This window comes from Flavobacterium sp., from assembly GCF_047602195.1.
Lineage (GTDB): Bacteria > Bacteroidota > Bacteroidia > Flavobacteriales > Flavobacteriaceae > Flavobacterium.
In genome coordinates, this window is record NZ_JASGHW010000004.1 from 1,392,390 (window position 1) to 1,418,569 (window position 26,180).

The 26,180-nt window shown below is 47.9% G+C and carries 28 protein-coding genes, 1 tRNA gene and 1 pseudogene; 11 read left to right on the forward strand and 19 right to left on the reverse strand.

Annotated features, from left to right (window positions below):
- Entirely contained in the window at positions 1 to 984 is a 984-nt protein-coding gene (locus QM717_RS12290) for a PorV/PorQ family protein (protein WP_415040119.1), read from the reverse strand.
- Positions 985 to 1,241: 257 nt separating this feature from the next.
- Here QM717_RS12290 and QM717_RS12295 point away from each other — a divergent pair, with 257 nt between their 5' ends.
- On the forward strand, positions 1,242 to 1,946 hold the full coding sequence (locus tag QM717_RS12295; protein ID WP_415037759.1) for a CDP-alcohol phosphatidyltransferase family protein: 705 nt from the start codon (positions 1,242 to 1,244) through the stop codon (positions 1,944 to 1,946).
- Between the two features lie 10 nt (positions 1,947 to 1,956).
- The gene (locus QM717_RS12300) at positions 1,957 to 2,829 is read left to right on the forward strand and encodes a glycoside hydrolase family 25 protein (protein WP_415037760.1); all 873 of its coding nucleotides are present in this window, start codon (positions 1,957 to 1,959) and stop codon (positions 2,827 to 2,829) included.
- On the opposite strand, the gene QM717_RS12305 is transcribed toward QM717_RS12300, so the two are convergent.
- The 5 genes and pseudogenes from QM717_RS12305 to QM717_RS12325 form a co-directional block, all read right to left on the reverse strand.
- Complete coding sequence (locus QM717_RS12305; RefSeq protein ID WP_415037761.1) at positions 2,826 to 3,053, reverse strand: hypothetical protein; 228 nt, start codon at positions 3,051 to 3,053, stop codon at positions 2,826 to 2,828. The genes QM717_RS12300 and QM717_RS12305 overlap by 4 nt on opposite strands.
- A pseudogene (gene lptB / locus QM717_RS12310) lies at positions 3,053 to 3,794 on the reverse strand (LPS export ABC transporter ATP-binding protein). Before lptB ends, QM717_RS12305 begins: the two are co-directional and overlap by 1 nt.
- A gap of 127 nt (positions 3,795 to 3,921) precedes the next feature.
- Complete coding sequence (locus QM717_RS12315) at positions 3,922 to 4,269, reverse strand: carboxymuconolactone decarboxylase family protein (RefSeq protein WP_415037762.1); 348 nt, start codon at positions 4,267 to 4,269, stop codon at positions 3,922 to 3,924.
- Complete coding sequence (gene tatC / locus QM717_RS12320) at positions 4,262 to 5,083, reverse strand: twin-arginine translocase subunit TatC (RefSeq protein ID WP_415037763.1); 822 nt, start codon at positions 5,081 to 5,083, stop codon at positions 4,262 to 4,264. Before tatC ends, QM717_RS12315 begins: the two co-directional genes overlap by 8 nt.
- Positions 5,083 to 6,048: a KpsF/GutQ family sugar-phosphate isomerase gene (locus QM717_RS12325; protein ID WP_415037764.1), complete on the reverse strand. Its 966-nt coding sequence runs from the start codon at positions 6,046 to 6,048 to the stop codon at positions 5,083 to 5,085. Before QM717_RS12325 ends, tatC begins: the two co-directional genes overlap by 1 nt.
- Before the next feature lie 120 nt (positions 6,049 to 6,168).
- Here QM717_RS12325 and recQ point away from each other — a divergent pair, with 120 nt between their 5' ends.
- The gene (gene recQ / locus QM717_RS12330) at positions 6,169 to 8,364 is read left to right on the forward strand and encodes a DNA helicase RecQ (protein WP_415037765.1); all 2,196 of its coding nucleotides are present in this window, start codon (positions 6,169 to 6,171) and stop codon (positions 8,362 to 8,364) included.
- Between the two features lie 82 nt (positions 8,365 to 8,446).
- Here recQ and QM717_RS12335 read toward each other — a convergent pair whose 3' ends face one another.
- Positions 8,447 to 8,683 (reverse strand): hypothetical protein, encoded by a 237-nt coding sequence (locus QM717_RS12335; RefSeq protein WP_415037766.1) that lies wholly within the window; start codon positions 8,681 to 8,683, stop codon positions 8,447 to 8,449.
- Positions 8,684 to 8,983: 300 nt separating this feature from the next.
- Here QM717_RS12335 and QM717_RS12340 point away from each other — a divergent pair, with 300 nt between their 5' ends.
- Genes QM717_RS12340 through QM717_RS12350 form a run of 3 tightly spaced genes read left to right on the forward strand, consistent with a single transcriptional unit; the run spans position 8,984 to position 12,188 of the window.
- Positions 8,984 to 10,546, forward strand: a complete 1,563-nt coding sequence (locus QM717_RS12340) for an FAD-dependent protein (protein WP_415037767.1) — start codon at positions 8,984 to 8,986, stop codon at positions 10,544 to 10,546.
- On the forward strand, positions 10,543 to 11,106 hold the full coding sequence (locus tag QM717_RS12345) for a hypothetical protein (protein WP_415037768.1): 564 nt from the start codon (positions 10,543 to 10,545) through the stop codon (positions 11,104 to 11,106). Before QM717_RS12340 ends, QM717_RS12345 begins: the two co-directional genes overlap by 4 nt.
- Entirely contained in the window at positions 11,103 to 12,188 is a 1,086-nt protein-coding gene (locus QM717_RS12350; protein WP_415037769.1) for an XAC2610-related protein, read from the forward strand. Before QM717_RS12345 ends, QM717_RS12350 begins: the two co-directional genes overlap by 4 nt.
- A gap of 60 nt (positions 12,189 to 12,248) precedes the next feature.
- On the opposite strand, the gene msrA is transcribed toward QM717_RS12350, so the two are convergent.
- Complete coding sequence (gene msrA, locus QM717_RS12355; protein ID WP_415037770.1) at positions 12,249 to 12,884, reverse strand: peptide-methionine (S)-S-oxide reductase MsrA; 636 nt, start codon at positions 12,882 to 12,884, stop codon at positions 12,249 to 12,251.
- A gap of 2 nt (positions 12,885 to 12,886) precedes the next feature.
- A complete protein-coding gene (msrB, locus tag QM717_RS12360) occupies positions 12,887 to 13,438 on the reverse strand; it encodes a peptide-methionine (R)-S-oxide reductase MsrB (protein WP_415037771.1) in 552 nt (183 codons plus the stop codon).
- A gap of 169 nt (positions 13,439 to 13,607) precedes the next feature.
- On the opposite strand from msrB, the gene idi reads away from it, so the two are divergent.
- The 5 genes from idi to QM717_RS12385 all read left to right on the forward strand — a co-directional run bounded on the left by idi (position 13,608) and on the right by QM717_RS12385 (position 16,135).
- A complete protein-coding gene (idi, locus tag QM717_RS12365; RefSeq protein ID WP_415037772.1) occupies positions 13,608 to 14,135 on the forward strand; it encodes an isopentenyl-diphosphate Delta-isomerase in 528 nt (175 codons plus the stop codon).
- 23 nt (positions 14,136 to 14,158) lie between these two features.
- Positions 14,159 to 14,569: a 6-pyruvoyl trahydropterin synthase family protein gene (locus tag QM717_RS12370; RefSeq protein ID WP_415037773.1), complete on the forward strand. Its 411-nt coding sequence runs from the start codon at positions 14,159 to 14,161 to the stop codon at positions 14,567 to 14,569.
- A gap of 121 nt (positions 14,570 to 14,690) precedes the next feature.
- On the forward strand, positions 14,691 to 15,659 hold the full coding sequence (locus QM717_RS12375; protein WP_415037774.1) for a type I phosphomannose isomerase catalytic subunit: 969 nt from the start codon (positions 14,691 to 14,693) through the stop codon (positions 15,657 to 15,659).
- A 56-nt stretch (positions 15,660 to 15,715) separates the two neighbouring features.
- The gene (locus QM717_RS12380; RefSeq protein WP_415037775.1) at positions 15,716 to 15,982 is read left to right on the forward strand and encodes a hypothetical protein; all 267 of its coding nucleotides are present in this window, start codon (positions 15,716 to 15,718) and stop codon (positions 15,980 to 15,982) included.
- A gap of 79 nt (positions 15,983 to 16,061) precedes the next feature.
- Positions 16,062 to 16,135 (forward strand) — tRNA-Thr (locus QM717_RS12385).
- Between the two features lie 337 nt (positions 16,136 to 16,472).
- Here the strand turns inward: QM717_RS12385 and QM717_RS12390 are convergent.
- The 10 genes from QM717_RS12390 to QM717_RS12435 all read right to left on the reverse strand — a co-directional run bounded on the left by QM717_RS12390 (position 16,473) and on the right by QM717_RS12435 (position 26,068).
- Positions 16,473 to 17,141: a DUF4369 domain-containing protein gene (locus QM717_RS12390; RefSeq protein WP_415037776.1), complete on the reverse strand. Its 669-nt coding sequence runs from the start codon at positions 17,139 to 17,141 to the stop codon at positions 16,473 to 16,475.
- A 200-nt stretch (positions 17,142 to 17,341) separates the two neighbouring features.
- Positions 17,342 to 19,180: a peptidase M61 gene (locus QM717_RS12395; RefSeq protein WP_415037777.1), complete on the reverse strand. Its 1,839-nt coding sequence runs from the start codon at positions 19,178 to 19,180 to the stop codon at positions 17,342 to 17,344.
- A gap of 132 nt (positions 19,181 to 19,312) precedes the next feature.
- Complete coding sequence (locus tag QM717_RS12400; RefSeq protein WP_415037778.1) at positions 19,313 to 19,591, reverse strand: DUF2805 domain-containing protein; 279 nt, start codon at positions 19,589 to 19,591, stop codon at positions 19,313 to 19,315.
- Positions 19,592 to 19,692: 101 nt separating this feature from the next.
- Positions 19,693 to 20,529 (reverse strand): sterol desaturase family protein, encoded by an 837-nt coding sequence (locus QM717_RS12405; RefSeq protein ID WP_415037779.1) that lies wholly within the window; start codon positions 20,527 to 20,529, stop codon positions 19,693 to 19,695.
- 37 nt (positions 20,530 to 20,566) lie between these two features.
- Positions 20,567 to 21,166 (reverse strand): alpha-ketoglutarate-dependent dioxygenase AlkB family protein, encoded by a 600-nt coding sequence (locus QM717_RS12410; RefSeq protein WP_415037780.1) that lies wholly within the window; start codon positions 21,164 to 21,166, stop codon positions 20,567 to 20,569.
- 74 nt (positions 21,167 to 21,240) lie between these two features.
- On the reverse strand, positions 21,241 to 21,960 hold the full coding sequence (gene aqpZ, locus QM717_RS12415; RefSeq protein WP_415037781.1) for an aquaporin Z: 720 nt from the start codon (positions 21,958 to 21,960) through the stop codon (positions 21,241 to 21,243).
- A 104-nt stretch (positions 21,961 to 22,064) separates the two neighbouring features.
- Positions 22,065 to 23,417: a CHASE3 domain-containing protein gene (locus QM717_RS12420; RefSeq protein WP_415037782.1), complete on the reverse strand. Its 1,353-nt coding sequence runs from the start codon at positions 23,415 to 23,417 to the stop codon at positions 22,065 to 22,067.
- 133 nt (positions 23,418 to 23,550) lie between these two features.
- Positions 23,551 to 24,459, reverse strand: a complete 909-nt coding sequence (locus QM717_RS12425) for an EamA family transporter (RefSeq protein WP_415037783.1) — start codon at positions 24,457 to 24,459, stop codon at positions 23,551 to 23,553.
- Between the two features lie 112 nt (positions 24,460 to 24,571).
- Positions 24,572 to 25,252: a metal-dependent hydrolase gene (locus QM717_RS12430; protein WP_415037784.1), complete on the reverse strand. Its 681-nt coding sequence runs from the start codon at positions 25,250 to 25,252 to the stop codon at positions 24,572 to 24,574.
- A 183-nt stretch (positions 25,253 to 25,435) separates the two neighbouring features.
- The gene (locus QM717_RS12435; RefSeq protein ID WP_415037785.1) at positions 25,436 to 26,068 is read right to left on the reverse strand and encodes a hypothetical protein; all 633 of its coding nucleotides are present in this window, start codon (positions 26,066 to 26,068) and stop codon (positions 25,436 to 25,438) included.
- Positions 26,069 to 26,180 lie beyond the last annotated feature (112 nt).

Genomic DNA, 26,180 nt, shown 5'->3' on the forward strand with positions numbered 1-26,180 from the left:
TTACCTGAAAATTCCTAGGTCGACCTTGAGTGAAAAGATGTTCGAATAGAGCGCGGCGCTCTGGTTGCCCAAATCGGTCAAAGCGTAATCGATCTCGATGCCCTTGTATTTGAACCCGAGTCCGATGTTGGGCTGGAAACTCAATTTTTTCGAATCGTCGATCTGTGTAATGTTCTGGAAGTTGCCCAAGCCGGCGCGCAGGAACACCAAATCGGTGTAACCGCCTTCAAAGCCGATGGCCGGTGCGATGCTGACGAAATCGGTAGCGATGAGGTCATTGGTTTTGGTAAATTCCATGTTGAGGTTGACCGCCGCGAGCAACGTATAATCGTAATGGAATTCGAATTTTTTGGACACGCCGAGTTGTGCCTTGGGCATGGTAATCTCGGAACTTTCAGGCAATTCCTGGTTTTGTCCGTCGATGGCGTTCTTGATTTTTTCGTATTCTTCCTCGTCGATGTTCCAGATGTTGTAGGTGGTCGTAATGTCGCGCACCATAATCCCGTATTTCCAGTTGTTGCGTTCGAACTGTATCCCGGCATCGATCCCGAATCCCCATGAATTGGCAAATTTCCCGATGATGCGTCGGATGACCTTGGCGTTGATCCCGTACTGCCAACCCGGTACCTGCAAACGGCGCGCATACGAAACGGTAAAACCGTAATCGGCGGTCGAGAATTTGCTGATGCGGTTGTAATCGATGTTGCCCTGATCGTCGATGAGCTCGGTCGTGTTGAGGATGTCGTCGACCCCAAAACGAATCGCCGAAATTCCCCAGGCGCTGTACTGGTCAATCGGTGTGGCAAAGGCCGCATAATCGTATGAGGCGATGTTGGCGAAATAACTTGCGTGCATGAGCGCGACCTGCTTGTCCTCGAGGTTCACGAGACCGGCCGGGTTCCAATAACCCGCGTTGACGTCCTGCGAGCTCGAGGTCACGGCGTTGGCCATACCCAATGCAGCGGCGTCGACACCGATGTTCATGAATTCATTCGAATATTTCCGTACGGCTTGGCTGTACCCCAAAATCCCTACGAAAAGCAAAGTCAGCAACGCAATTTTTTTACTCACAAGTTGATGTTTTACAAACAGTGTTTGCTTTAAATTCTGCCAAAAATATAAATTTTTACCGAGCTAATCCGCTCGTTTGGGGAAAATAAGACGGGCGGCACAAAAGTCTACTAAAAAACGCGCATCTCTTGAACTTATTGTGCTAAATTTGTTTTTCAAAGCACACCAGAATGAATATCAAAAAGCACGTCCCGAATGCCATTACCTTAGGAAATTTACTCAGCGGTTGCATCGCCATCGTTTTTGCATTCCGTGAAAATTATGAACTGGCCTTTCTGTTTGTCTGTCTCGGGATTTTCCTCGATTTCTTCGACGGATTTTTCGCGCGGCTGTTCAAAGTTTCCGGACCGCTTGGTTTGCAGCTCGATTCGCTGGCCGATATGGTCACCAGTGGCGTTACGCCTGGATTGGTGATGTTCCAGTTGATGCGAACCGGTTCGGGTTGGGAGGGCGAATGGATTCCGTTTCTGGGTTTTGTCATTACGCTGGGTTCGTGCATGCGATTGGCCAAATTCAACATCGATACGCGTCAGACCGATTCGTTCATCGGGTTGCCCACGCCTGCCAATGCGTTGTTTGTCATGAGCTTGCCGCTCGTCTTGAAACACACCGAATCGTTTTTGGTCATAGAAGCCTTGACCGATCACGGTATTTTACTCGGCATCAGTTTGTTCAGCGCGTACATTTTGAATGCCGAAATCCCGTTGTTTTCACTCAAGATCAAAGACTTCAATTTGAAGAAAATGGCGTTGCAGATTGTCTTCCTCATCATTGCGTTACTGGAACTCGTTTTGCTGCAATACCTCGGAATCCCATTGGTGATTGTCACTTACGTTTTGCTGTCGGTCATCAACAATAAATTCCTCCAAAAGTAGTTTTGCGTTTATGAGGAAACGTCCCGTAAAAAGAAATGCCGGTATGCGCAAACCCACGCGGTCGGCGAAGAAATCCCCGTTTTGGAGCGGTGCGCGTTTACAATTGTTGCTCGGTTGTTTGTTTGTGGCGTTCCTGTTTGGCGTCATCTACCATTACCGCGATGGGCTGGCCTATTACCTCGGATTCAAATCGCACAAGATTTCCAAGACCGAAACCGAGGAATCCAAAAAGATTTCCGATGTACGGAATTACCAATTGATGAGCAAATACGAAGACAAGGTCATCGGGTTTGACGTCTCGCAATACCAGGGTGAAATCGATTGGAACAAGGTGCAATACGTAGAAAATACCTTTTTATTGCAATTCGTTTTCATCCGCGCCACGGCAGGAAAAGACGTGACCGATGCGTGTTTCAAATACAATTGGGAGCAGGCCAAGAAGAAAAAACTGATCCGCGGCGCCTACCATTATTACCGCCCGAACGAAAACTCGATCGAGCAGGCCAACAATTTCATCAAGACCGTCCAACTGGGCAGCGGCGATTTGCCGCCTGTGCTCGACATCGAAAAATTGCCCAAGAACCAATCGATCGACAGCCTCAAGAAAGGATTGCGTCGTTTTCTGGACAGAATCGATAAGCATTATAAAGTGCGGCCCATCATCTACACGGGCGAAAATTACTACGATGATTTTCTAAAGCAAGAATTCAGCGACTATACATTCTGGATCGCCAACTACAATTTCTTTGTCGAGGACATCAAAGACGATTGGCTGTTCTGGCAATTCACCGAAAGCGCCAGCGTGGAAGGAATTCCAGGCAATGTCGACATCAATATTTTCAACGGTTCGCCGCGGCAATTGCATTACCTGACGATCAATTAGCAGGGCGAATTGAAATGGGCGAGTCCCAAGATAATTCCTATTGAACCGCCAATCAAAGCAATCATGGCCAAAATAGATTTCGGATTGGCGAAATTGGTCGTCCAACCCATTTCCCTGAGTTGTTTTCTGGGGAATAAACGTTTGTCTTCAGGGTTGTAGTAAAACAGGCCCCATTTCCAATTTTTCGGGTCTTCGCGCCATGTTTTTTCCTGCGGGGTTTCCATTAGAATTCGAGTTTCTTTTTGCGCAATTCGAAGTTTTGTCCGAGGTAGACACGGCGCACCATTTCGTCTTCGACAAGTTCTTCAGGGATTCCGGCCTTGAGGATGCCGCCTTTCGAACATCAAATACGTTTTATCGGTGATGGCGAGTGTTTCCTGTACGTTGTGGTCGGTAATCAGGATGCCGATGTTCTTGTTCTTGAGCTGGGCCACGATGCGTTGGATGTCTTCTACCGCGACCGGGTCAACACCAGCGAATGGTTCGTCCAAGAGGATGAATTTGGGGTCGGTGGCCAGCGCACGTGCGATTTCGGTACGTCTTCTTTCCCCGCCCGACAACAAGTCGCCACGGTTGGTGCGGATGTGCTGCAAACTGAATTCATCGATCAGCGATTCCATCTTGGCTTCCTGTTCGGCTTTGGTCAGTTTGGTCAACTGCAGTACGCTCAGGATGTTGTCTTCGATGCTCAGTTTCCTGAAAACCGATGCTTCCTGCGCCAAATAACCAATGCCGTGCTGTGCCCGTTTGTACATCGGGAAATCGGTAATTTCCATGTCGTCGAGGTAGATGTTGCCTGCATTGGGCTTGACCAATCCCACGATCATGTAGAACGAGGTGGTTTTTCCGGCGCCGTTGGGTCCGAGCAATCCGACGATTTCGCCTTGGTTGACTTCCACCGAAATGCCCTTGACGACGCTTCGTTTTTTATAGGTTTTGATGAGGTTTTCAGCTCTGAGTATCATAATTAGATAATTGGTCAATTAGAAAATTAGATAATGATCGATTGACTTTTATTCTGCAAATTAAAGTATTATTATAATGTTTGGGCGTACTATTAACAATTTTCTAATTGTCTCATTTTCTAATTGCCTAATTCTGTTCTTCGAGCGCTTCCCAAAATTCATAGGCGCGGCGCAAATGCGGGATTACAATCGTTCCGCCCACAAGCGTCGCGATGCCCATGGCCTCCATCATTTCTTCCTTGGTGACGCCTTCCTTGTAAGAGGTTTCGAGGTGGTATTTGACGCAATCGTCGCAACGCAAAACCGTCGAGGCGACAAGTCCTAAAAGTTCTTTGGTTTTCACATCGAGCGCGCCTTCGGCATAAGCATTGGTGTCGAGGTTGAAGATGCGTTTGATGATTTTGTTGTTGTCGGCCAGTAATTTTTCATTCATCTTGGCCCGGTAGTCATTGAATTCCTGTACGAGATCAGCCATTTTCTAATTCTTTAAGTTTTTTGTTGTAAACCAGTTTGGATATTCCGATGCTCAATTCGTAAATCGCCAGCATCGGGAGGGCGACAATAATTTGACTGACGACATCCGGCGGCGTCACGATCGCTGCCACAATCAATATGATGATCACGGCCCATTTCCAGTATTTGCGCAGGAACATTGGTGTGACAAGTCCGAGTTTGGTCAGGAAATAAATAATGATCGGCATCTCAAAAAACAACCCGCTCGCGATGACCGAGGTCTTGACCATGCTGATGTAAGATTCGATGTTGAATTCGTTCTTGACGACCGAACTGACCTTGAACGTCGCGAAGAAATTGACCGACATCGGAATGACGACGAAATAGCCGAACAATACGCCCAGGAAAAACAATATAGACGCCACGAAAATAAACAGTTTGGCGTGCTTGCGTTCTTTCGGGTACAAAGCCGGACTGATGAATTTCCACAATTCCCATAAAATATACGGAAAAGCGACGATGAACCCGGCGACGATACAAATCCATACGAAAATATTGACCTGGCCTTCCATCGCGGTGTTCTGGATGATGAAGTCGAGACTTTCGACACAGATGCTGTCCTTGAAACCTACATAATGAGAGAGTTCGCAAAACCAGCGGTAGGTGATGAAATCGGCTTTGGTCGGGCCAAAAATGATTTCGTCAAAAATATAATCGGCGACAAAGAAAACCGCGGTAGCCGCAATCAAAATCGCAATTGTACTGCGCACGAGCAACCACCGCAATTCCTCGAGATGGTCTAAAAATGACATTTCGTTGATGTTCTTCTTCGCCATTATACGATGCCTTCTTTTAAAATGTCGTGCAAATGCAATACGCCTTTGTACACGCCCTCATCGGCGACGATGAGTTGGGTGATCGAAAAGTCCTCGAGGATGTTGAACGCATCGACGACCATGTCGGTCGAGTGTACCATTTTGGGATTTTTTGTCATGATGTCCTTGGCGGTCAAATCGCTGAACGTATCACGGTCGTTGAGCATGCGTCGGATGTCGCCATCGGTGATGATGCCGATGATGTGCTCGTTTTCGACTACGGCCGTCACGCCCAAACGTTTTTCCGAAATCTCGACGATGACGTTCTTGATCGACGCATCGGGTGAAACCACCGGACGGTGCGTCTGGTCGAGCATATCGCCCACGCGCAACAGCAATTTTTTGCCCAAGGCGCCACCGGGATGGTATTTGGCAAAATCCTCGGCCTTGAATTGGCGCATTTCCATCAGGCAAACCGCGAGCGCATCGCCCATGACGAGTTGCGCGGTGGTGCTGTTGGTGGGCGCCAGATTATTCGGGTCGCATTCTGCATCGACGGTGGTGTTGAGTACATGATCGGAACCTTTGGCCAAAAACGAAGTGGTGTTGCCCGTCATGCCGATCAGGATGTTGCCGAATCGTTTGAGCAACGGAACCAAAACCTTGATTTCGGGGCTGTTGCCGCTTTTGGAAATACAAATGATGACGTCGTCGTTTTGCACCATGCCCAAGTCGCCGTGGATGGCTTCCGAAGCATGCAGGAACATCGATGGGGTTCCGGTCGAGTTCATCGTCGCGACAATCTTCTGCGCGATGATGGCACTTTTGCCGATGCCGGTGACGACCAAACGGCCTTTGCTGTTGTAAATGATCTTGACAATTTCGGCAAAATCGGTATCGATAAAATCAACCAGTTTTTTGATGGACTCGCTTTCGGAAAGAATCGCCTTTTTGGCGGCGGCGAGTATATTTTCGTTTGGTGTCAAAACAGAATGTTATAAAATTTGTGTGTATGAAAGAAAATTGTATCTTTATGAGACGCAAATTTAGGCAAAATACCATTACCAACAGAATACCGTTAACAAAAGAATACCACTTACCTACGAATGAATCCAAACGAAATTGACATACATAAAGAACTTAAAAAGTATTTTGGTTTCAACCAGTTTAAAGGCCTGCAAGAGCAGGTAATCCGCAGCATCCTTTCCAAACAAAACACCTTTGTCATCATGCCTACCGGCGGTGGCAAGTCGTTGTGTTACCAATTGCCAGCATTGGTCCAGGAAGGAACAGCCATCGTTGTTTCGCCATTGATTGCCCTGATGAAGAACCAGGTCGATGCCATCCGCAGTTTGTCTTCGGAAAATGGCATTGCGCATGTGCTCAATTCGTCGCTGACCAAATCGGAAATCGCACAGGTCAAGAACGACATCTCGGCAGGAATCACCAAATTGTTGTACGTGGCGCCCGAATCGCTGACCAAGGAAGAATACGTGATTTTTTTACAGAACGTCCCGATCTCGTTTGTCGCGATCGACGAAGCGCACTGTATTTCGGAATGGGGACATGATTTTCGTCCCGAATACCGAAACCTGCGCCACATCATCAAACAACTAGGCAATGTGCCCGTGATTGGTTTGACCGCGACGGCCACGCCCAAGGTGCAGGAAGACATCCTCAAGAACCTTGACATGGCCAACGCCAAGACATTCAAGGCTTCGTTCAACCGGCCCAACCTGTATTACGAAGTACGAACGAAAACCAAAAATATCGAGGCGGACATCATCCGTTTCATCAAACAGAACAAAGGCAAATCGGGCATCATCTATTGCCTGAGCCGCAAGAAAGTCGAGGCGATCGCCGAAGTGTTGCAGGTCAATGGCATCAGCGCCGTTCCTTACCACGCGGGGCTTGATGCCAAGACGCGCGCCAAACACCAGGACATGTTCCTGATGGAAGACGTCGATGTGGTCGTTGCGACGATCGCTTTCGGGATGGGCATCGACAAACCCGATGTGCGTTTTGTGATCCACCACGACATCCCAAAATCGCTCGAAAGCTATTACCAGGAAACCGGCCGTGCCGGACGCGACGGCGGAGAAGGCTATTGTCTGGCGTACTATTCCTATAAAGATGTCGAAAAGCTCGAGAAATTCATGTCGGGCAAACCCGTAGCCGAACAGGAAATCGGTTTTGCGCTGCTGCAGGAAGTCGTGGCTTATGCCGAGACCTCGATGTCGAGACGCAAATTCCTGCTGCATTATTTCGGTGAGGAATTCGACAGCGAAAACGGCGAAGGCGCCGATATGGACGACAACGTCCGCAACCCGAAAGCCAAACGCGAAGCCAAGGACGAGGTCGTCAAATTGCTCAAGGTTGTCCGCGATACCAAGCATTTGTACAAAGCCAAGGAAATCATCTTTACGCTGATCGGCCGTGTCAATGCGGTGATCAAGGCGCACAAGACCGATACGCACGAATTTTTCGGTGCGGGCTCCGATGTAGAGGAAAGGCATTGGATGGCGCTCATCCGCCAAGTGCTCGTCGAAGGTTTGCTGTCCAAGGATATCGAAACCTACGGAATCTTAAAAGTCACCGACAAAGGACTCGATTTCATCATGCACCCGAGCTCGTTCATGATGAGCGAAGACCACGAATACAACGAAAACGAAGACGACAATATCGTCACGGCAGGCAAATCATCGGGTACCGCCGACGAGGCCCTGATGGCGATGCTGCGCGATCTGCGTAAAAAAGTAGCCAAGAAACTCGGTGTGCCGCCGTTTGTGGTCTTCCAGGATCCATCGCTCGAGGACATGGCGCTCAAATACCCGAACACGATGGAAGAACTCACGAACATCCATGGCGTAGGCGAGGGCAAGGCCAAGAAATACGGTACGGCATTCGTCGAACTCATCAGCCGTTATGTGGAGGACAACGACATCATCCGCCCCGATGACCTGGTGGTCAAATCGACGGGTGCGAATTCGGCCAATAAACTGTACATCATCCAAAATATCGACCGCAAACTGTCGCTAGACGACATCGCGTCGGCCAAAGGCTTGTCGATGGATGCGCTCATTAAAGAAATGGAACAGATTGTCTATTCGGGTACCAAACTCAACATCAAGTACTGGATCGACGACCTACTCGACGATGAGCAGCAGGAAGAAATCTATGATTACTTCATGGAGTCCGAATCGGATCGTATCGAGGACGCTTTAAAAGAATTCGACGGCGATTACGACATCGATGAACTGCGGTTCATGCGCATCAAGTTCATTTCAGAAGTAGCGAATTAATTAATAATTAACAATGAATAATTAAAATCCCGATTCGGGATTTTTTTATGCGCAACAGGAGCCATTGTTAATTGTAAAATTATTAATTGCCATACAGTTCCCCGCGGTGCGGTTTCAACGCATCGCGCACCTGGATCATCTCGGCATCGGTCACGACCATAAAGGCCGTCGCGTGCATGTCGTTGTGCGTTTGAAACCCCGTGATTTCCAAAGGTAATTTCTCGATGGCGATGTATTCCTTGAGGTGTTTTTCGTGGTGTTCGGCGGTTTTGGCTGCTGCGGGTCCGCGAAAATCCCAAATCAGTTTTATTTTTCTCATGTTGCAAAATTATAAAGAATGGTCGCGAATGCACGAATTAGAATTTTAAATTCGCGCATTCGTGGCTGATTTTTGTGGGCGTGCCCCTGCGGGTCAGGCTGTCCGCTTTATCTTTTACGGCCTCGCAAGCTTGGCCGCAAAAGGATGCCGCTCCCATCCTTCACGCAAATCCATGCATTTTTTAACGCTTGGCCCTCATCCTTCATGCGATTGAGGTTTGGGATTTGGAATATTAATCATCAAGGTAAAATAATTTTCTAATTCTCTAATTTTCCTCATTTTCTAATATAACTTTGCGCCATGCCAAAAGAACTGCTCCTCCAAGTTTCACCTGAAACCGCCGCCAACGGCGTGTTGCTCAAAGAACATGTCGCCAAACTGGTCCGCAGTTCCATTGCTGAAATCCAGCACATCGAAATCCGCAAACGTTCGATCGACGCACGGCAGAAAGCGATCAAGATCAACCTCAAGATCGAGATTTATTTTGCAGGCGAACCCGTACTCGAAAACAAGATCGAATTGCCCGATTACCAAAATGTTTCGAACGCACAAGAAGTAATCGTTGTGGGTGCAGGCCCGGCCGGTTTGTTCGCTGCCCTGCAACTCATTGAACTCGGTTTAAAACCCATTGTCATCGAACGCGGCAAGGATGTGCGCGGCAGACGCCGCGATCTCAAGGCCATCAACCGCGACCACCTCGTCAACGAAGATTCGAACTATTGCTTTGGCGAAGGCGGTGCGGGAACCTATTCCGACGGCAAATTGTACACGCGTTCCAAAAAGCGCGGCGATGTCGACCGGATCTTGCGTTTGCTCGTCGCATTTGGCGCCTCGCCAGAAATTTTGATCGAGGCGCATCCGCACATCGGGACGAACAAGCTCCCGAAAATCATCGAAGACATCCGCGAGAAAATCATCGAAATGGGCGGCCAAGTCTTATTTGATACCAAACTCACAGACATTGTTGTCAAGAACAGCGAAGTGCAAGGTGTTGTCATCCAAAATGGCGATACGATTGAAGCTTCCCAAATTATTTTGGCCACCGGCCATTCCGCACGCGATATTTTCGAACTGCTCGACCGCAAAAAAATCCACATCGAGGCCAAACCGTTTGCGCTCGGTGTCCGTGCCGAACATCCGCAGGAACTCATCGATCAAATCCAATACAGTTGCGATTACCGCGGCGAATTTCTGCCACCCGCACCGTATTCGATTGTCAAGCAGGTCAACGGTCGGGGCATGTATTCGTTCTGCATGTGCCCGGGAGGCGTGATTGCACCCTGCGCGACGAGTCCGGGCGAAGTGGTCACCAATGGTTGGTCGCCTTCCAAACGCGACCAGGCGACGGCCAACTCGGGAATCGTGGTCGAACTCAAATTGGAGGATTTCAAGCCTTACGCCAAATTCGGGGCGCTCGCCGGAATGGAATTCCAAAAGGCCATCGAACAAAAAGCCTGGCATCTGGCGGGACAGACGCAAAAAGTACCGGCCCAACGCATGGTCGATTTTTCACAAAGCAAAACATCGGCAGATATTCCCAAAACCTCTTATGTTCCGGGGACGACCTCTGTAGAACTCGGGCAGGTTTTCCCGGGATTTCTCACGCAGATCATGCGGCAGGGTTTTTCCGAATTCGGCAAATCGATGAAAGGCTATTTCACGAATGATGCGATTTTGCACGCACCAGAATCGAGAACTTCTTCACCGGTCCGGATTCCACGCGACAATTACACCTTGGAACACACGCAAATCAAAGGATTGTATCCTTGCGGCGAAGGTGCCGGTTATGCGGGCGGCATTATTTCAGCAGCGATTGACGGCGAAAAATGTGCGCTTGCCATTGCCCAATCCATCCGGTCATGAAATCGGTCGCTTTGGTTTTTGGAGCTGTAGCCTTGTTGATCATGGGCTTCGGGAAACCCAAAAACGGATTCCATTCCAAACCCTATGGCGATACCATTGTAGCAAAATGGGTGGCGCTTCAAATGCCTGCCAACGACAGCGAACTGCCCGACGCATTGCTCCAACAATTGAATAGCAAAGCAGAGGTTGGCGAAAATTATTATCAAGCCAAGGTTTTATATCCCAAAGACAGTACGTTTAAGGTCATCAATGTGTATGGAGATGTGCCGGTGGTGCGACTTACAACCCGTTCTCGGTCAGTTATATCGTTCGGGGAAACCAGATTATCGAATCGGCGATTCCGGGTGAGATTTTTAGGGTCGATGTGCTTCCCAACCAAAAATACTTGTTGTATGTTGATGATTATTGGCGGCTCGGCAGTAATTTCAAAGTGTATGAGACGACTTTTAGTGATGCTGTCCTCGTCGGTTATCCCACCGAAAAACACGGCAATTACCTGTTTGATTGCATCCAGTGCAAAAGACATTCGGCAGATTCGCTTCCGAACAGGCATCCGATGAAAAACGATATGGATTTGTTGACCTATTTGGGTTTGGAAGAAAAGCGGTTTGCACCCAACAGTTATTACTGGCGCAGCCCCGATGTGTTCCTGTCCAAAATCTCGTCGGAGGATTATCTCGAACCGGTCGTGTATTTCCGCCACACCAATGGCGACGTGCTCGAAAAAGTGCTGCGCATCAGCGATGGTCAAAGCGGTAAGGAAATGGTTTTGGCCATGCGTGCCGACGACCCGGTCGAACGGATTTCGAGTGCATTCGTCAACGATTCGATTTTCAGGCAATACCGCACCAGCAGCCAAACGGTAGCCGACGAGCAGGAGTTGATGGCCTATGCGATTGATTCCGCGGTAGTCGATTACCGCTATGACCGTCATCTGAATTTTACCGAAATCAAACGCGAAAAATTCGCCTGCCGCACCGAGCATTACACCAAAGACAACCAGCGCGCTGTCGAGAAACGCATCGCATCGGGAAAACCGTTTGTGCTGAACGGCATCGCAGTGCATTGGAAAAGTACCGCGACCTATGTTTTCAACGGCAACGAAAGACAGCGATTTCCCGATGTTGAATTTGTGCTGCTCAACGACAAGCAAAAACCTGTGCTCGTGACCGCCTATCCGTCGATGGACGCTTATGCCGCTTTCGGCTTCCCGATGGGGCATGATTTTATCGATGTCAATTTGGATGGTTTCGTCGATTATAAAAGTTACGACCCGATTGCATCGGGCAGTTCGGGCGCTTTCGAAAATGTCTTCCTTTTCAATCCGGCGCAAAAGAAATTTGAATCGGCACCGCAATTCTCGGGTTATGACTTGTTTGTCGATCCGGCCAACCGAACGGTAAGCTCATATGGCAAAAGCGGGTTTTACCAATTCGGCATCAGGCAAATCCATTTGGATAAAAAATCGAAGATTCGTTTTGTGGATGTATTCCGGTGTGACGAAAAAAACGGAATACTGATTTTGAGTTACGAAAGACGCAAAGGGAAGAAAGTGCTCGCACAAAAAGTAAAAAAAATCCCTATGGTTTCGGCCGAAACGCGTGAGGAAATTGAGGCTCAGTTGCTGGATTTGCGCAAATAAGCGGTCGCCTAAAATAGAAAAACCGCAGACGAATCCGCGGTTCTTCACTACTACTAGTTGTTATTTCTTTTTCAATTTATCTTTGAACACCTTCTCGAATTTCTCGAGTTTGGGTTGGATGACCATCTGGCAATACGGCTGGTTTTGGTTATTTACGTAATAATTCTGATGGTAGTTTTCGGCTTTGTAAAATTTCGTCAGCGGTTCGATTTTGGTCACGATGGGTTGGTCGTAGACCTTGGCTTTGGTCAGTGCAGTGATAATGCTTTGCGCGGCTTTTTTCTGTTCGTCGTTTTGGTAGAAAATAGCCGAACGGTATTGCGTGCCCACATCGGCGCCCTGGCGATTCAACGTCGTCGGGTCATGGACGGTAAAAAAGACCTTGAAAATCTCGTCCAGACTCGTGACGGTTTTGTCATACGTAATCTGTACGACTTCGGCATAACCGGTTAAACCCGTCGATACTTCTTCGTAAGTCGGATTGGGTTTGGTGCCGCCGGCATAACCCGAAACTGCCGATTTTACGCCGTTCAAATTCTCATAAATCGCTTCGACACACCAATAGCAACCGCCCGCAAGCGTGATGGTTTCGAGGTTGTTGCCAGCGGCTTTCAAGGCATTTTGCTCGGCGGTGATTTTGCTTTTTTGCGCCCAGAGTCCGGTTGTAGCCATCAGGCAAATAAGGATGTATTTCATGTTTATTTTTTAGAAGGTTCAAAATCAAGTGCAATCGAATTCATGCAATAGCGTTTGCCGGTAGGGGCTGGGCCGTCGTCAAAAATGTGTCCGAGGTGGCCTTCGCAGCGTCCGCACAGTACTTCGATGCGTTGCATGCCATACGAATTGTCGGGTTTCTCGATCGTACTGTTCTTGTTGTCCTGTTCGAAGAAACTCGGCCAACCGCACTGGCTCGAAAATTTGGAAGTCGATTCGAACAGTTTGTTGCCGCAGGCCGCACAATAATAGGTGCCTTTGATATCGGTGTCCCAATATTTTCCGGTAAAGGCCATTTCGGTTTCGGCATGGCGCGAGACTTCATACAAATCGGGCGCGAGTACTTTTTTCCATTCGGCGTCGGAAAGCTGCAATTTTTTGGTATCGGTCCGGGAATAATACGGATTGTTGGGTTTTTGTTCGGTGGTGTTGGGGTGTCCGGTTTTCATGTTTGTGGTGTTTTTGTGGTTTTGGCCGCAGGCTGTCAATGAAGTCAAAGACAAAATGGCGAGCAGCAAATAGGGGATAGTTTTCATGTCGTACAATTTACTGGAACAAAATTACGACTCAAGTACGAAGCCAAATGTCGCTTGGTTTACATTTGGCAGTCAATTAACAAAAGTTTGGCTTGGCCTTCACAGCAATACTTTCCAAAGCCCTTTACCGTTGGTATCTTTTTCGTATTTTTGACGAGCCTAAAAAGTTATGAAAGAAGAAAACGTCATTCTTGTCAACGAACAGGACCAGCCCATCGGACTGATGCCCAAACTCGAAGCGCACCAAAAAGCGGTTTTGCACCGTGCCTTTTCGGTTTTCATCCTCAACGATCAAAACGAAATCATGTTGCAGCAGCGCGCACACCAGAAATACCATTCGCCTTTGTTGTGGACCAACACCTGTTGCAGCCACCAACGCGAGGGCGAATCGAACATCGAGGCCGGAAAACGCCGACTGTTCGAGGAAATGGGTTTCGAAGCCGAACTGACCGAACTGTTCCATTTCATTTACAAAGCACCGTTCGACAACGGCCTGACTGAGCACGAACTCGACCACGTCATGATCGGGCGCTACAACGGCCAGCCTAAAATCAACCCTGACGAAGTCGAAGCCTGGAAATGGATGGCCATCGAAGACGTCCAAGCCGATATGCAAAACCATCCCGAAAATTACACGGTCTGGTTCCGCATTATTTTTGACGAATTTTACCATTATCTCGAAGAACATACCATCTGATAATCCGACAATCTGAAAATCTAATGAAAGTCACCGTATCTCGCAAAGCCCATTTCAATGCCGCGCACCGCTTGTACCGCAAGGACTGGTCGTTCGAGAAGAACGAGTCGGTTTTTGGCAAATGCAACAACGCCAATTTTCACGGGCACAATTACGATTTGACGGTCAGCGTGACGGGCGAAATCGACCCAGAAACGGGCTATGTCATCGACATCAAGGAACTCGCCGATTTGATTTACCAAGAAGTCGAGGTTGCCTTCGATCATAAAAATTTAAATCTCGACGTGCCTGAATTCGCCGATCTGAATCCCACCGCCGAAAACATCGCCGTCGTGATCTGGAATAAACTCAAACCGAGGTTGAAACCCGAGTTTGGACTCGAAGTGGTGCTCTATGAAACACCGCGCAATTTCGTGAGCTATAAAGGAAATTAGGAGCCGGGAACCTGCTTTTCACTGCAATCTTTCGCCGCTTAAAGAAGCGTCAAAAGGATTTCCGTTTCAATCAGGGCTAGTGCCATCCACAAACGATAAAGTCTACTACAAAAAAGAACATATGGAATTCAAAGCCTATCCGCTGCAATTCGATCCGATCCTAAAAGAACGCATTTGGGGCGGCACCAAACTCAAGTCGATGTTCAACAAACCCATCACGTCCAACATTACGGGCGAAAGCTGGGAATTGTCGGATGTCAAAGGCGATGTAAGTGTCGTTTCGAATGGCGATTACCAAGGAAAATCGCTGACCGAATTGCTCGAAAATTTTCCCGACGAATTGCTCGGAACCCAGGTGCACGAACGCTTCGGTAAACAATTTCCTTTGCTATTCAAATACCTTGACGCGCGCGAAGACCTGTCGATCCAGGTCCATCCGAATGATGAATTGGCCAAAGAGCGCCACGATTCTTTCGGTAAAACCGAGATGTGGTACGTCATGCAAGCCGATCCGAATGCGCGCATCATTGTAGGTTTCGAACACAAATCCTCGCCCGAGCAATACCTCAAAAGCCTCGAAGACCAAACAATCCTCGGGTTGTTGCATACGGTCAAGGCGCAAAAAGGCGATGTGTTTTTCCTCGAAACGGGAACCGTGCACGCGATCGGTGCGGGACTTGTGATAGCCGAAATCCAGCAAACTTCCGACATTACCTATCGCATTTACGACTTCAACCGCAAGGATGCCAATGGGAACACGCGCGAGCTCCACGTCGATTTGGCTTTGGACGCGATCAATTACGACTTGACCGAGACCCAAAAAGAATACACGCGCCACCCGAACCAATCGAACGGGATGGTCGAATGTCCGTATTTCACTACCAATTTCATTCCGCTTGACGGTGAGGCAGAAGTGCACAAGGACGGCGCTTCGTTTACCGTTTACATGTGTATGGAAGGGACTTTTGAAATCCACATTGGCGGTGAAAAATATCATTATAAGACGGGAGATACCCTATTGGTTCCCGCAGCCATTCACGCCTTGAACCTCAAAGGCAAAGCAGAACTGCTCGAAATTTATATTTCATAGACGGTAATCGGAAGAAAAACAGTATTTTTGCAGCACAATTTTAAAAAAATAAAACAATGGCTAACGTTAGAAATTTAAAGAAAGACATCAATTATGTGTTGGGTGATATCATCGAGGCGGTGTACTTATTTGAAATGTCAACTACAGGAAAACCAACCGATGCTTCGAATGCGGTCATCGACGACGCCATCACGGCTTTCGACAATTTGATCACGAAAGTGAACGCTAAAAATGTCGAGAACAAAAAGGCACATTTCAAGCAAATTCATACCGAATTAGAACAGGTTGCTAATCAACTCGTTGAAAAGATCAACGCTTTGTAAGCCCGAAATAGCGGTAAAAAAGTGCAAATTTATTTTGGAAATTTAATTTTCGCTTCTATATTTGCAACCGTATTGAGACGCCGGTGTAGCTCAGCTGGCTAGAGCAGCTGATTTGTAATCAGCAGGTCGTGGGTTCGAGTCCCTCTATCGGCTCAATCAGGAAACCATCACTTTTTTAGTGGTGGTTTTTTTTTATGAAATATTTTGACGCATGTCCGCGCAGCTCAATCGTGAAACCATCGCTTTTATTGGTTTTTTTATATTTTGAAAATGACTTCCAATAAAAAAGCCGCCCCAATTTGGTGACGGCTTTTGATGTTTTTGCTGCTTGATTAACCGAGGATAAAAATCCAGATGAAGGCAGTCGTGATGATTGATGCGTATTTTTTCATAATGTTTTGTTTTAGTGGTTTAAGTCGAACAAACTTAATCAAAATTCACCTTTCAAAAATGCGTAGTTATCAATAGTTTAACATTGTTTTAGCAAAAATTACTGCTTTTCGGATTTCTTTCTGTCGTTGTAATATTGGGTCAGCTTTTTACCATATAAAGACTGGGCTACTTTGGGCGACATCGATTTCTGGATCGTGTCCAAAAAGTGCAGGTTGATGTCTGGGATTTCGGACAAAGCCAGGAACGGAGCCACTTCAAAATCCTTGTGGTTGACGGCAAAATTAGTGGTGTACAAATAAAACCGTTTGGTGTTGGCCTGGGCTAATTTTTCAAGGCTGTCGATGCGTGTGGTATTGTTGTTCTTGAACGCGTTGAGCTTTTGCTCCATGAGTCCGAGGTTGTAATCGGTGAAACGCGTTTTGGCTTGACGGAATTCGTAGTATTTGTCGTTGTTTTTCGAACCTGTGATTTTGGCCCCAGACAGGAACAGATCCAATTTGGTTTCGATATGGATGTTTCCGGGTTCGACGAAAAAGGGCAAATTGTTGTCGAGCGAATTCGTTACGCCACGGTCGAGGAACAGGTAATACATTTCGGGGGAATCGATGTTGAAATCGCTGGAGAAATGCGAGTCGCCATTGATGTGAATGGTGTCGATGGCCACCAGGTTCGTATCTACCACTTTTTGGATGTACAACGTTCCTTTTTTGAGTCCTTTGACGTTTCCGGTGATGTGCAGGTTTTTATCGGATTCTTTTTTTCGCAACCCACCAGGATAAAAAGGGCGGACAACGCGATAATAATATTCTTCATGAAATTGATTTTAACTGGGCAAAAGTAGTGAATCGGGCTAGAAGAACCAAGAGCCAAGAACCAAGAGCCAAGACGTCTAAAAGAAATCTTAGGCTACATGGTCTTGACTCTTGCAGCGCAGCAATCTTGTTTCTAGCAGCGCAGCGGTCTAATTTATCCTTTCAACCAAGCTTCTTTGAGCTTGTCCTTGCTTTTATCGGTTGCTTCGAATGTTGTCGCATCTTCATAAGGCAATTTGATTTTACCCTTCAGCGTGGTTTCATTGCCGTCGCGTTTGATTTTTACGGTAATCGCATCGTCTTCTTTCCACAATTGGCTGGCCATGATCATGTCGTAAATATTGTCGAGGTTGTAGGCTTTGCCATTGATCTCCAGCAAGGTGTCGCCGCCTTTGATGCCGAGTGCGGAATAGAATTCTGGAAGCGCAATTTGCGGCAATACCACAATTTCTTTGGTACTCGGATTAACAGTGATGTACGGCATCTGTCCTTTGAGGAACACATTTCCGGGCACCTTGGTCGCTTTTTGGGTCACGCCCATTTTGGCAAAAAACTGTTCGTATGGGATCGGGGTTTCGCCTGCCACATAAGTATTGAGGAATTCGCCCACTTCGGGATAAGTCAGGGCTGTAATCTTGGCAAAAAGTTCATTATCGTTAAACGGATTGTCTTTGCCATATGCCGCCGACAATTTTTGCATCAAATCGAGAATGCCACGCTGACCACCCGATTTCTCACGGATGATGATGTCGACGCACATCCCGATCAATGCCCCTTTTTCATATACATTGAGGTATTGGTCCTTGTATGGTTTGTTGAGCACGTTGGCGCTCATCTTGGTAAATGGCATGGTGTCGTTCATGTTCGACGCATTGGCGATTTTGCCGGCCATGCGTTGGTAAAATTCATCCTCGGTGATCAAACCTTGGTTGATCTGGAACAGGTTGGCAAAATACTCAGTTACGCCTTCGTACATCCACAAATGCTCCGACATCTTCGGATGGTTGTAATCGAAGAAATGAATCTCTTTCGAATGGATGCTGAGCGGGGTCACAATGTGGAAAAATTCATGCGACACCACATCCTTAAGCTGCTCCGACAATTGGTCGAGCGGCATCGCCTCAGGCATCACGACCGTGGTCGCCGTCGGATGTTCGAGTGCGCCAAAACCGTGCGCGTCGGTTCCGGTATTGACATCGGTCAGGTAAATGAGCACACTGTATTTCTTGGTGGAATTGAACGCGCCCAGGAAATTCTTTTGGGCCGTGACCATGCGTTTCATATCGGGCGTAAGCGCTTCGGCCGTAAAGGTTCCGTTGGGCGAATACACCGCAATCAGGATTTCCATGTCGTTGACCTTAAAGGAAGTGTAGTCCGGTTTCGAATACATGATTGGATTTTCCACAAGTTCTGCGTAGCGCGAAACGGTAAACGAATCCCTGGTATTCGAAGCATCGGTGTCGGTCATCGAGGTCGCACCCCAAAGTGTAGCCGGATGCGCTACGTTGAGTTGATAAGGCGTGGCCTTGAAATCATCGAAATAACCCACAAACCCATGCATGTTGAGCAGGAAATTCTTGCCTTCCAAAATGTTGGTCCCGGCTGGCGAGAAAATGTCGTGCTGGTCTTCCACATCATAGGTGTCATTGACCCAATAAGTGATTTTGGCCAATTTCTTGGCGTCCTTGATTGTCCAGGAATTGTCGTCCATCTTGGCTACGGCAATCGGATTTCCTTTGGCATCGTATGCCTTAAGGTTGTCGACAAACTTGCCATAATCGTCTTCAGAATAAGTGCCGGGTACAATTTTCGGAATGTGGAAAGAAGCTTCGTTCGTTTTCATTTTCGGAGGCGTAATCGTGACCATGACCTTGTCGTCTTTCACTACATTGAGGTCGATATCGACCAGCACCTTGTCGGCTTTCGATTGCGCACTGGCCTTGAAGGCCAACAGCGAACCTGCCAGCGCCAGCGTAAGGATTAATTGCTTCATTAGGAAATTTTAAATTTTTTAGGAATGAGTACGCGAATGTAAAAAATAGTTACACGACTGCATGGGTTTTTAGTATCGGATTAACATAAAACGCGCAAACATAAAAAAAACTCCCGATGTGGGAGTTTCTCGTTAGTCTATTTTGTTTTTGAAGTAATATTTTCCGTCGAGGTCTTCATCAAAATCGTCAAATTTTGGTGGTTTGGGTTTGGGTTTGCTGGCCTGTGCCTTTTTTTTCCACAGTTCGAAGCGGTCTGCGGTAAGCCTTTTTTTCATGATTTCAAGAACATCCTGTTCCGAAAAACCAAATTCTTTTTTGATGATTTCAAACGGATTCCTTTCCTCTAAAGCCAGCGTAATGAGCCTCTCGTTTTGTTCGTAAGTAAGCTCGGGTCTTTTACTCTTTTTCATTAGGTGAAAATTAATTCAGATAATTTTTTAGTTAAAGGTTACTTTTCTCATCCAATATTAAGAAAAAAAAGAATCACTTTCTCAGCGCCCGCTAGATTTTTTTACGAATTCTCGGGCGGTGAGGCGGCCCTTTTTTTCTGGAATGGAATGCGCAGCAAATTTTTAAGATTGTTGTGTTCCTCGGGTTTCATGTGCGTGTCCACGCCATAAATAATCGAATCTTTGTGTAAAACCTTAAACGTCCCGAACAACCGATCCCAAACCGAAAAGATATTGCCATAATTGCTGTCGGTATACGGCAACTTGTAATGATGATGCACCTTATGCATGTCCGGCGAGACAATCACCCAGCTCAGGATTTCGTCTATTTTCTGCGGAAGCGCGATGTTGGCATGATTGAACTGCGAAAACACCACCGACAACGACTGGTACAGGAACACCATCCACATCGGGCTGCCCGAAACCAATACCGCCAGCATCGTAAATACAAACCTGATCACGCTTTCCCCCGGATGGTGCCGGTTGGCCGAAGTCGTATCGATCCAGGTGTCGGTGTGGTGGATCAAATGGAAACGCCACATCCACATCGTTTTGTGTTGCGCCCAATGCGCGAGATAAGCGCCGATTAAATCGAGCAGCAGCAAGCCGATAATCGTATACAGCCCAATGTTCATCTTGGGCAACCATTGTAAAATCCCAACCTGATGCGTCGCGGCATAATCGGCGGTCCGCAATAAAAGGAAGGCCATCACGAAATTGACCACAATCGTCGTCAGCGTAAAAAAGATGTTGATCGCGGCATGTTGTCCTTTCTTGTAATCGAAATCAAACAACGGCTTGACGCTTTCGAGCAGCCAGAAAAAGGCAATACCACCGGCCAGGATGGCGGCGCGGTGCGAGGACGGAATCGTCGAGAAATAATCGGCAATGGTTTCCATAACGGTCGTTTGAAACCAAATTTACTTTTTTTCCGAATTATCTGATAATACGGAATGTTAAATTGATGCGCGGCCCAATCGGTTTGGTCGTTTTGGGAATCTGGTGTTTCCAAAGATGCTGCGTCGTTCCACGCATGAGCAGCAGGCTGCCGTGTTCGAGCAGGATTTTGAGTTTTTCTTCCTTGATTGAATTGTGCTGTAAATGAAAGAAACGTTCCGCACCCAAACTCACCGAAGCAATGACCGGATTCCTGCCGAGTTCTTTTTCATTATCCGCATGCCAACCGTTGCTGTCCCTGCCGTCGCGGTAATAATTGAGCAAAACTGTCGTAAATGAAACACCGCTGATTGCTTCAATCGCTTCCTTGACATAAACCAGCAGCGGTGTCCAATGGTGCGGCTGCATCACAATCCCAGAATAGGCGTAGGGTTTGCCCTCGTTCCCAAACAAGGCCGTGAGCCGCGGCTGCGGATGTGTCTTGCCAAACACCGTGATGTCATCCTGTTGCCACGGAATATCGTCCCGAAGCTTTGCAAAGAAATCATCGGCGGTTTCGCGTGAAAAGAAATCGGGGAAATAGCTGATCTCCGCATCGGGCAGGTTGAAGTGGATGGGATCTCTTTGGAAAAGGCTCATGCCCCAAAATTAAAAAGAAGCCACGAATTCCCGAATAATATTGATTTTAAAATTCGGGAATTCGTGGCAAAATATTATTCATTGCGATCTTCCGGCTCAAATTCCGTCTTGCGCAACAAATTCTTATACACCACGCCGCCGGCGATAGCGCCCAAAACCGGTGCGGCGATGAACAGCCAAACCTGCTCCAAAGCCCAGCCCTGTACAAAAACCGCCTGGCTGATGCTGCGTGCCGGGTTGACCGATGTATTGGTCACCGGAATGCTGATGAGGTGGATCAGGGTCAATGCCAAACCGATTGCGATTCCCGCAAAGGCTTCACGCGCGCGGTCTTTCTCGGTGGCGCCAAAGATGATGATGATGAACATAAACGTCATCACGAATTCGGTGACAAAGGCCGACATCATATCGTATTTTCCAGGAGAATGATCGCCATAGCCGTTGGCTGCGAAATCACCCACAGCGCTGCCGTTTCCGGTGGCAATCACATACAAGATTCCCGCTCCGGCGATTCCGCCGAGGATTTGTGCGGCTACATAAGGCAATACGGTCGAGGCTTCTACGCGTCCGCCGGCCCAAAGACCGATCGTGACGGCCGGGTTCAGGTGCGCGCCCGAAATGCGTCCCAGCGCATAGGCAATGGTCAAAACGGTCAAGCCGAAAGCGAGCGAAACGCCCACGAGCCCGATGCCGATGAAAGGGTCAGAGGAGAAGTTGGCGGCCAAGACGGCGCTTCCGCAACCGCCGAGGACAAGCCATAGGGTGCCGATAAATTCTGCTGCAAATTTTTTCATGAGGTTGGTTTTTGGTTAGAGTGCCGCAGAAGATCCACGGCTTAAACAAAAATAACAAAATTTGGCAGCCGAAACCCAAAACAATAAGCTAGTAATCAACAGGGTTATGCACCGAACATGACCGTGAAAGTCGTGCCTTTTCCAACTTCGCTTTCCACGCTGATTCGGCCTTTCATGCTCTCGATCTGCGTTTTGGTCATGAACAATCCGACGCCTTTCGCTTCGGGATGGTTGTGGAAAATCTGGTGCATGCCGAACAATTTGTGACCGTGGCGCGCCATGTCGATGCCAAGTCCATTGTCGCTGACTTGAAGGTAGATGTGCCCGCCTTTCTTTTCGGTCGACACCCTGATTTCGGGTTTGCGTTTCGGGTCGCGGTACTTGAGTGCATTGCTCACGAGGTTGTGGAAAATGCTGTCGAGGTAGATGCGCGAATACAAAATTTCCGGGGCTTTATCGAAGTCGCCGGTAATCACGGCGTCCGAGCGGTGGATTTCGCCCTGGAGCGAATCGATGGTTTTGTCCAGGATCGATCGGAAAGTGAGGTTTTCCTTTTCGATGAGTTTGTTGCGTTTGATGTGCAGCACTTCCATCAATTGGTTGAGCGATTCGTTGAGGTTCTGCGCCACTTTCTTGAGCATTTCGAACAGCATCTTGTATTCGTCAATCGTGCTGTCTTCTTCGACCGAAGCCACGAGTGAAGTAATGTTGGAAGCAGGCGAACGCAGATTGTGCGAAGTGATGCTCGCAAAATCATTGAGTTGCTGGTTCTGGAACGTGAGTTCGTCCATCAAATTTTCCTGGATGATCTTGTCCTGCAACAAAGCTTTGGTCGTACGGCGCAGCATGACATAGGCGACAAACACGATCAGAAAGGTAATCGAGGCAAAAATGATAAAGTTGACATTGCGCGCATGCACGTTGTCCTCGGTTGCGGTGAGGTTCGTGCCCAGCGAGCGCAATTCCTGTTTCTGGTAGTTGAGGATGTGCAAGCGGATCGAATCCATGATCATTTTTCCCTTTCCGGTCTTGACGATGGCCGCCGCGGCTTCCATGCCTTGCTCCCTACGCGTTTTGATCGTGATCGCGCTGATGGCTTTCTTGTCTTCGATGAGTTCCTGCAGCGAATCGATTTTATAAGGCGCAATCGTATCGCCCTTGGTCATGTTCTTGAGCGAATCGATCCACATCTTGACGTTTTCATGCCCGTCCTTGTACACCGAAAGATAATCGTTCTCGCCCGTAATCGTATAACCGCGCGTGCCGGTTTCGATGTTGATCGTGCTCGACAGGATTTTTTCGAGTACATCGTTGATGTTGCTGGTCTTGTTGACCGAGAGGCGGTTCTGTTTGACCAATTGGGCGCGGTTCCAGGTCGAGTAGACCAATACGCTAAAGACAAGGAGAATGGCCAAAAACGTTGCGTCGAGCGCATTCTTTAGGGTCAGCTTTTTCATGAAATGTGGTATTTAGAGACAGGTGCAACCCACTGGCAGTTGCAAAACTGCTGCAAAATAAGGTCAAAAAACCCAAATCAGAAAAGCCCAGCGCAAACTTTATGAACTGTTCAATCAACAGCTTGGCGCAAAATTATTTCTTGAAACGCACGTTCATCATCACGATGGCCAAGATGATCAAGACGATACCGAGCCATTGCAACGGAATCACCGTTTCATTGAGGATAAAGAAAGCCATCATGACCGATACCGGAAGCTCGAGTGCAGATACGATGCTGCCCAATCCGATTCCGGTCAGCGGGAAACCCGCATTCATCAGCATCGGCGGAATGACCGTACCGAACAAAGCCAGCAAAATGCCCCATTTGTAGAAAATGTCATAATTGAACGGCGTAACCTGTGTGGCCACAGCAAAGAAAAACACGACCACGGCGCCGCCCAAAAGCATGTACAGGCTGCGCTGTGCCGAGGAAACCCCGATGGCGATGCGGTTGGCGGTAAACATCGTCGTCGTAAACGAGGCCGCCGCCAGCAAACCAAGCACGATACCGCGCCAGTCGAGTTGGGTGGTATTGTTGACTAAATTGGTCGCCAATGCGGTCCCAAGCAACACAATGAATACGGCAATCACTTTGATTTTCGAAGGCCATTTTTTCTCCAGTGCCATTTCCAAAAGCACACCCATCCAAACGGTCTGCATGAGCAAAACAATCCCGATCGAAACCGGAATGAACTTGACGGCCAGGTAATAAAAGATGCTCGTGAGCCCGGTGGAAGTCCCGGCCACCATGAGCTGCATGATTTCGCGCTTCGAGGCTTTGACCACCGAATCGCCCTTTTTGGCCTTGGCAATCACGTTCAGGACCAGGATGGCGATAATGCCCAAGATGAATTGGGACGAAATGACTTCGGCGGGCGTAAAAGGCAATCCGGTGCTGCCCTTGTCGTGGTAGGCCAATTTGACGAAGGTGGCGAGCATGCCATAACTGGTGGCGCCCAGTCCGACCAAAAAAACGCCCTTGAGTATGTTGTTGTTTGTCATATCTTGATTAAAAAAAGCGGGCAAAGATACGACCTTGATTTAAAAAACGAAGATTGTCGGCGATTAATTTGAGGACAAACGACAGTCACACAAAGCAATAAATAACAAATATTTAGATCTCGATGGTTGCTCCAGTTTCAGGCAAATACAACGTGATGCCTTCTTTTTTAAACGTTTCAATGGCTTTGTCGTGATCGGTCTTGATGAACGGGAAAGTGTCGTAATGCACGCCCAGAACTTTGTTTACCTTGACCATCTTCGCCGCTTCGATCGCTTCGGAAACACCCATCGTCAAACCGTCGCCAATCGGGAAAACGGCAAAATCGGGTTGGATGAATTTTGGGATCAGTTGCATGTCGAGCGTCAGGGCAGTATCGCCGCTGTAATAGAAATTGCCATCGGGTGTGTCAAAGACAAAGCCACTGGCCACGCCACCGTAACTGCCGTCGGGCAGACTGCTCGAATGCTGGGCAATCACACATTTGACCGTACCAAAATCGAATTGGAATTGACCGCCCGGATTGATCGGGTGCGTGTGCTGCAAGCCGATACCGTTGAAATATTGGTACAATTCCCAATTGCCCAAAACTTTGGCGCCGGTGTTTTTGGCGATGCGTGCCACATCGGTCATGTGGTCGAAATGCGCATGCGATACGAAAATGTAATCGGCGGCTATGGCATCGACATCGATGTGCCGGGCCAGTTCGTTCGGCGTGATGTAAGGGTCGAACAATAAATTTTTGCCACCGGCTTCTACTGCAAAACACGAATGGCCATAATAGGTAACTTTCATAGTCGAAGGATTTTGTTGGACAAAAGTGGCAAAAGTAGTTCCAGTCGGCCAAACGTTTGTTTGGTGCGGGCTGGCCAATTTAGGGCGGCGGTCATTATCGGAATATCGACAGCAAGTCGGCCGATTTTCGACATATCAAAAGTAAGCAATTGTTTTGATCCGGCGGGTAATCAAAGCTTGGTGTCAGTGTTGTTTAGCCAACTTTTGGATCACTTTTTCCACGCGTTTGCGTTTGGTTTCCTTCTCGATATCGCCAAGTCGCGAAGTCAACGTTTGGATGAACTGGATTTTGTGCTCGGCACCAATTTTAGGCAGCATCTGTTCGGCATACATCGGCAATTGGTTGGTCGCACATTGGAGCAATTGTTCGTTGAATAAGGCGAAAATTGCGGTGGCATATTGCGGCAGCGCATAAAGTTTGATCAGGATCGCCATCAAATGGTCTTTGGTGATGACCGAACCTTTTTCTGCCACTTCGACCAGCTTGGGCAGTTGTTCGAAAATGAACTCGGGTTTTTCCAAGGCAATCGTGCCCAAGGCCGTCATCGCGCCCCATTGCAGGCGGTTGTTTTTGCTATCGAGCAATTGGGCCAACGCTGCATGGTGACGTGCAACCAATTTTGGATTCAGCGCGCCGATTTCATAAATCACCTTGATGCTGTCGCTTTGGATGGCTTTGTCGGTGTGTTGGAGCAGCGCAACCAATTCGGAAATGGCATTGTGATCGTTGGCCAATGCGATTGCTTTGGCGAGTTCCTGGTTCGGGATTTCATCGCGTCGGCCCGAAACCGATGCCAGTTTATGGATGAGGTTCATAAGAAATTACTTTCGTTTGTGTTTTTTTAATGGCTGATTGTGAGCCATTTTTACAGAATTTACACCGGATATTTTTTTGAAAAAGTGGAAATTGTATAAACATTTTCCATAA

Excerpts from the sequence above, each read along its gene's own strand:
- QM717_RS12290 (WP_415040119.1), bottom strand. The coding sequence starts at position 984 with ATGAACATCGGTGTCGACGCCGCTGCATTGGGTATGGCCAACGCCGTG.
- QM717_RS12295 (WP_415037759.1), top strand. The coding sequence starts at position 1,242 with ATGAATATCAAAAAGCACGTCCCGAATGCCATTACCTTAGGAAATTTA.
- QM717_RS12300 (WP_415037760.1), top strand. The coding sequence starts at position 1,957 with ATGAGGAAACGTCCCGTAAAAAGAAATGCCGGTATGCGCAAACCCACG.
- QM717_RS12305 (WP_415037761.1), bottom strand. The coding sequence starts at position 3,053 with ATGGAAACCCCGCAGGAAAAAACATGGCGCGAAGACCCGAAAAATTGG.
- QM717_RS12315 (WP_415037762.1), bottom strand. The coding sequence starts at position 4,269 with ATGGCTGATCTCGTACAGGAATTCAATGACTACCGGGCCAAGATGAAT.
- tatC (WP_415037763.1), bottom strand. The coding sequence starts at position 5,083 with ATGGCGAAGAAGAACATCAACGAAATGTCATTTTTAGACCATCTCGAG.
- recQ (WP_415037765.1), top strand. The coding sequence starts at position 6,169 with ATGAATCCAAACGAAATTGACATACATAAAGAACTTAAAAAGTATTTT.
- QM717_RS12335 (WP_415037766.1), bottom strand. The coding sequence starts at position 8,683 with ATGAGAAAAATAAAACTGATTTGGGATTTTCGCGGACCCGCAGCAGCC.
- QM717_RS12340 (WP_415037767.1), top strand. The coding sequence starts at position 8,984 with ATGCCAAAAGAACTGCTCCTCCAAGTTTCACCTGAAACCGCCGCCAAC.
- QM717_RS12345 (WP_415037768.1), top strand. The coding sequence starts at position 10,543 with ATGAAATCGGTCGCTTTGGTTTTTGGAGCTGTAGCCTTGTTGATCATG.
- QM717_RS12350 (WP_415037769.1), top strand. The coding sequence starts at position 11,103 with ATGAAAAACGATATGGATTTGTTGACCTATTTGGGTTTGGAAGAAAAG.
- msrA (WP_415037770.1), bottom strand. The coding sequence starts at position 12,884 with ATGAAATACATCCTTATTTGCCTGATGGCTACAACCGGACTCTGGGCG.
- msrB (WP_415037771.1), bottom strand. The coding sequence starts at position 13,438 with ATGAAAACTATCCCCTATTTGCTGCTCGCCATTTTGTCTTTGACTTCA.
- idi (WP_415037772.1), top strand. The coding sequence starts at position 13,608 with ATGAAAGAAGAAAACGTCATTCTTGTCAACGAACAGGACCAGCCCATC.
- QM717_RS12370 (WP_415037773.1), top strand. The coding sequence starts at position 14,159 with ATGAAAGTCACCGTATCTCGCAAAGCCCATTTCAATGCCGCGCACCGC.
- QM717_RS12375 (WP_415037774.1), top strand. The coding sequence starts at position 14,691 with ATGGAATTCAAAGCCTATCCGCTGCAATTCGATCCGATCCTAAAAGAA.
- QM717_RS12380 (WP_415037775.1), top strand. The coding sequence starts at position 15,716 with ATGGCTAACGTTAGAAATTTAAAGAAAGACATCAATTATGTGTTGGGT.
- QM717_RS12395 (WP_415037777.1), bottom strand. The coding sequence starts at position 19,180 with ATGAAGCAATTAATCCTTACGCTGGCGCTGGCAGGTTCGCTGTTGGCC.
- QM717_RS12400 (WP_415037778.1), bottom strand. The coding sequence starts at position 19,591 with ATGAAAAAGAGTAAAAGACCCGAGCTTACTTACGAACAAAACGAGAGG.
- QM717_RS12405 (WP_415037779.1), bottom strand. The coding sequence starts at position 20,529 with ATGGAAACCATTGCCGATTATTTCTCGACGATTCCGTCCTCGCACCGC.
- QM717_RS12410 (WP_415037780.1), bottom strand. The coding sequence starts at position 21,166 with ATGAGCCTTTTCCAAAGAGATCCCATCCACTTCAACCTGCCCGATGCG.
- aqpZ (WP_415037781.1), bottom strand. The coding sequence starts at position 21,960 with ATGAAAAAATTTGCAGCAGAATTTATCGGCACCCTATGGCTTGTCCTC.
- QM717_RS12420 (WP_415037782.1), bottom strand. The coding sequence starts at position 23,417 with ATGAAAAAGCTGACCCTAAAGAATGCGCTCGACGCAACGTTTTTGGCC.
- QM717_RS12425 (WP_415037783.1), bottom strand. The coding sequence starts at position 24,459 with ATGACAAACAACAACATACTCAAGGGCGTTTTTTTGGTCGGACTGGGC.
- QM717_RS12430 (WP_415037784.1), bottom strand. The coding sequence starts at position 25,252 with ATGAAAGTTACCTATTATGGCCATTCGTGTTTTGCAGTAGAAGCCGGT.
- QM717_RS12435 (WP_415037785.1), bottom strand. The coding sequence starts at position 26,068 with ATGAACCTCATCCATAAACTGGCATCGGTTTCGGGCCGACGCGATGAA.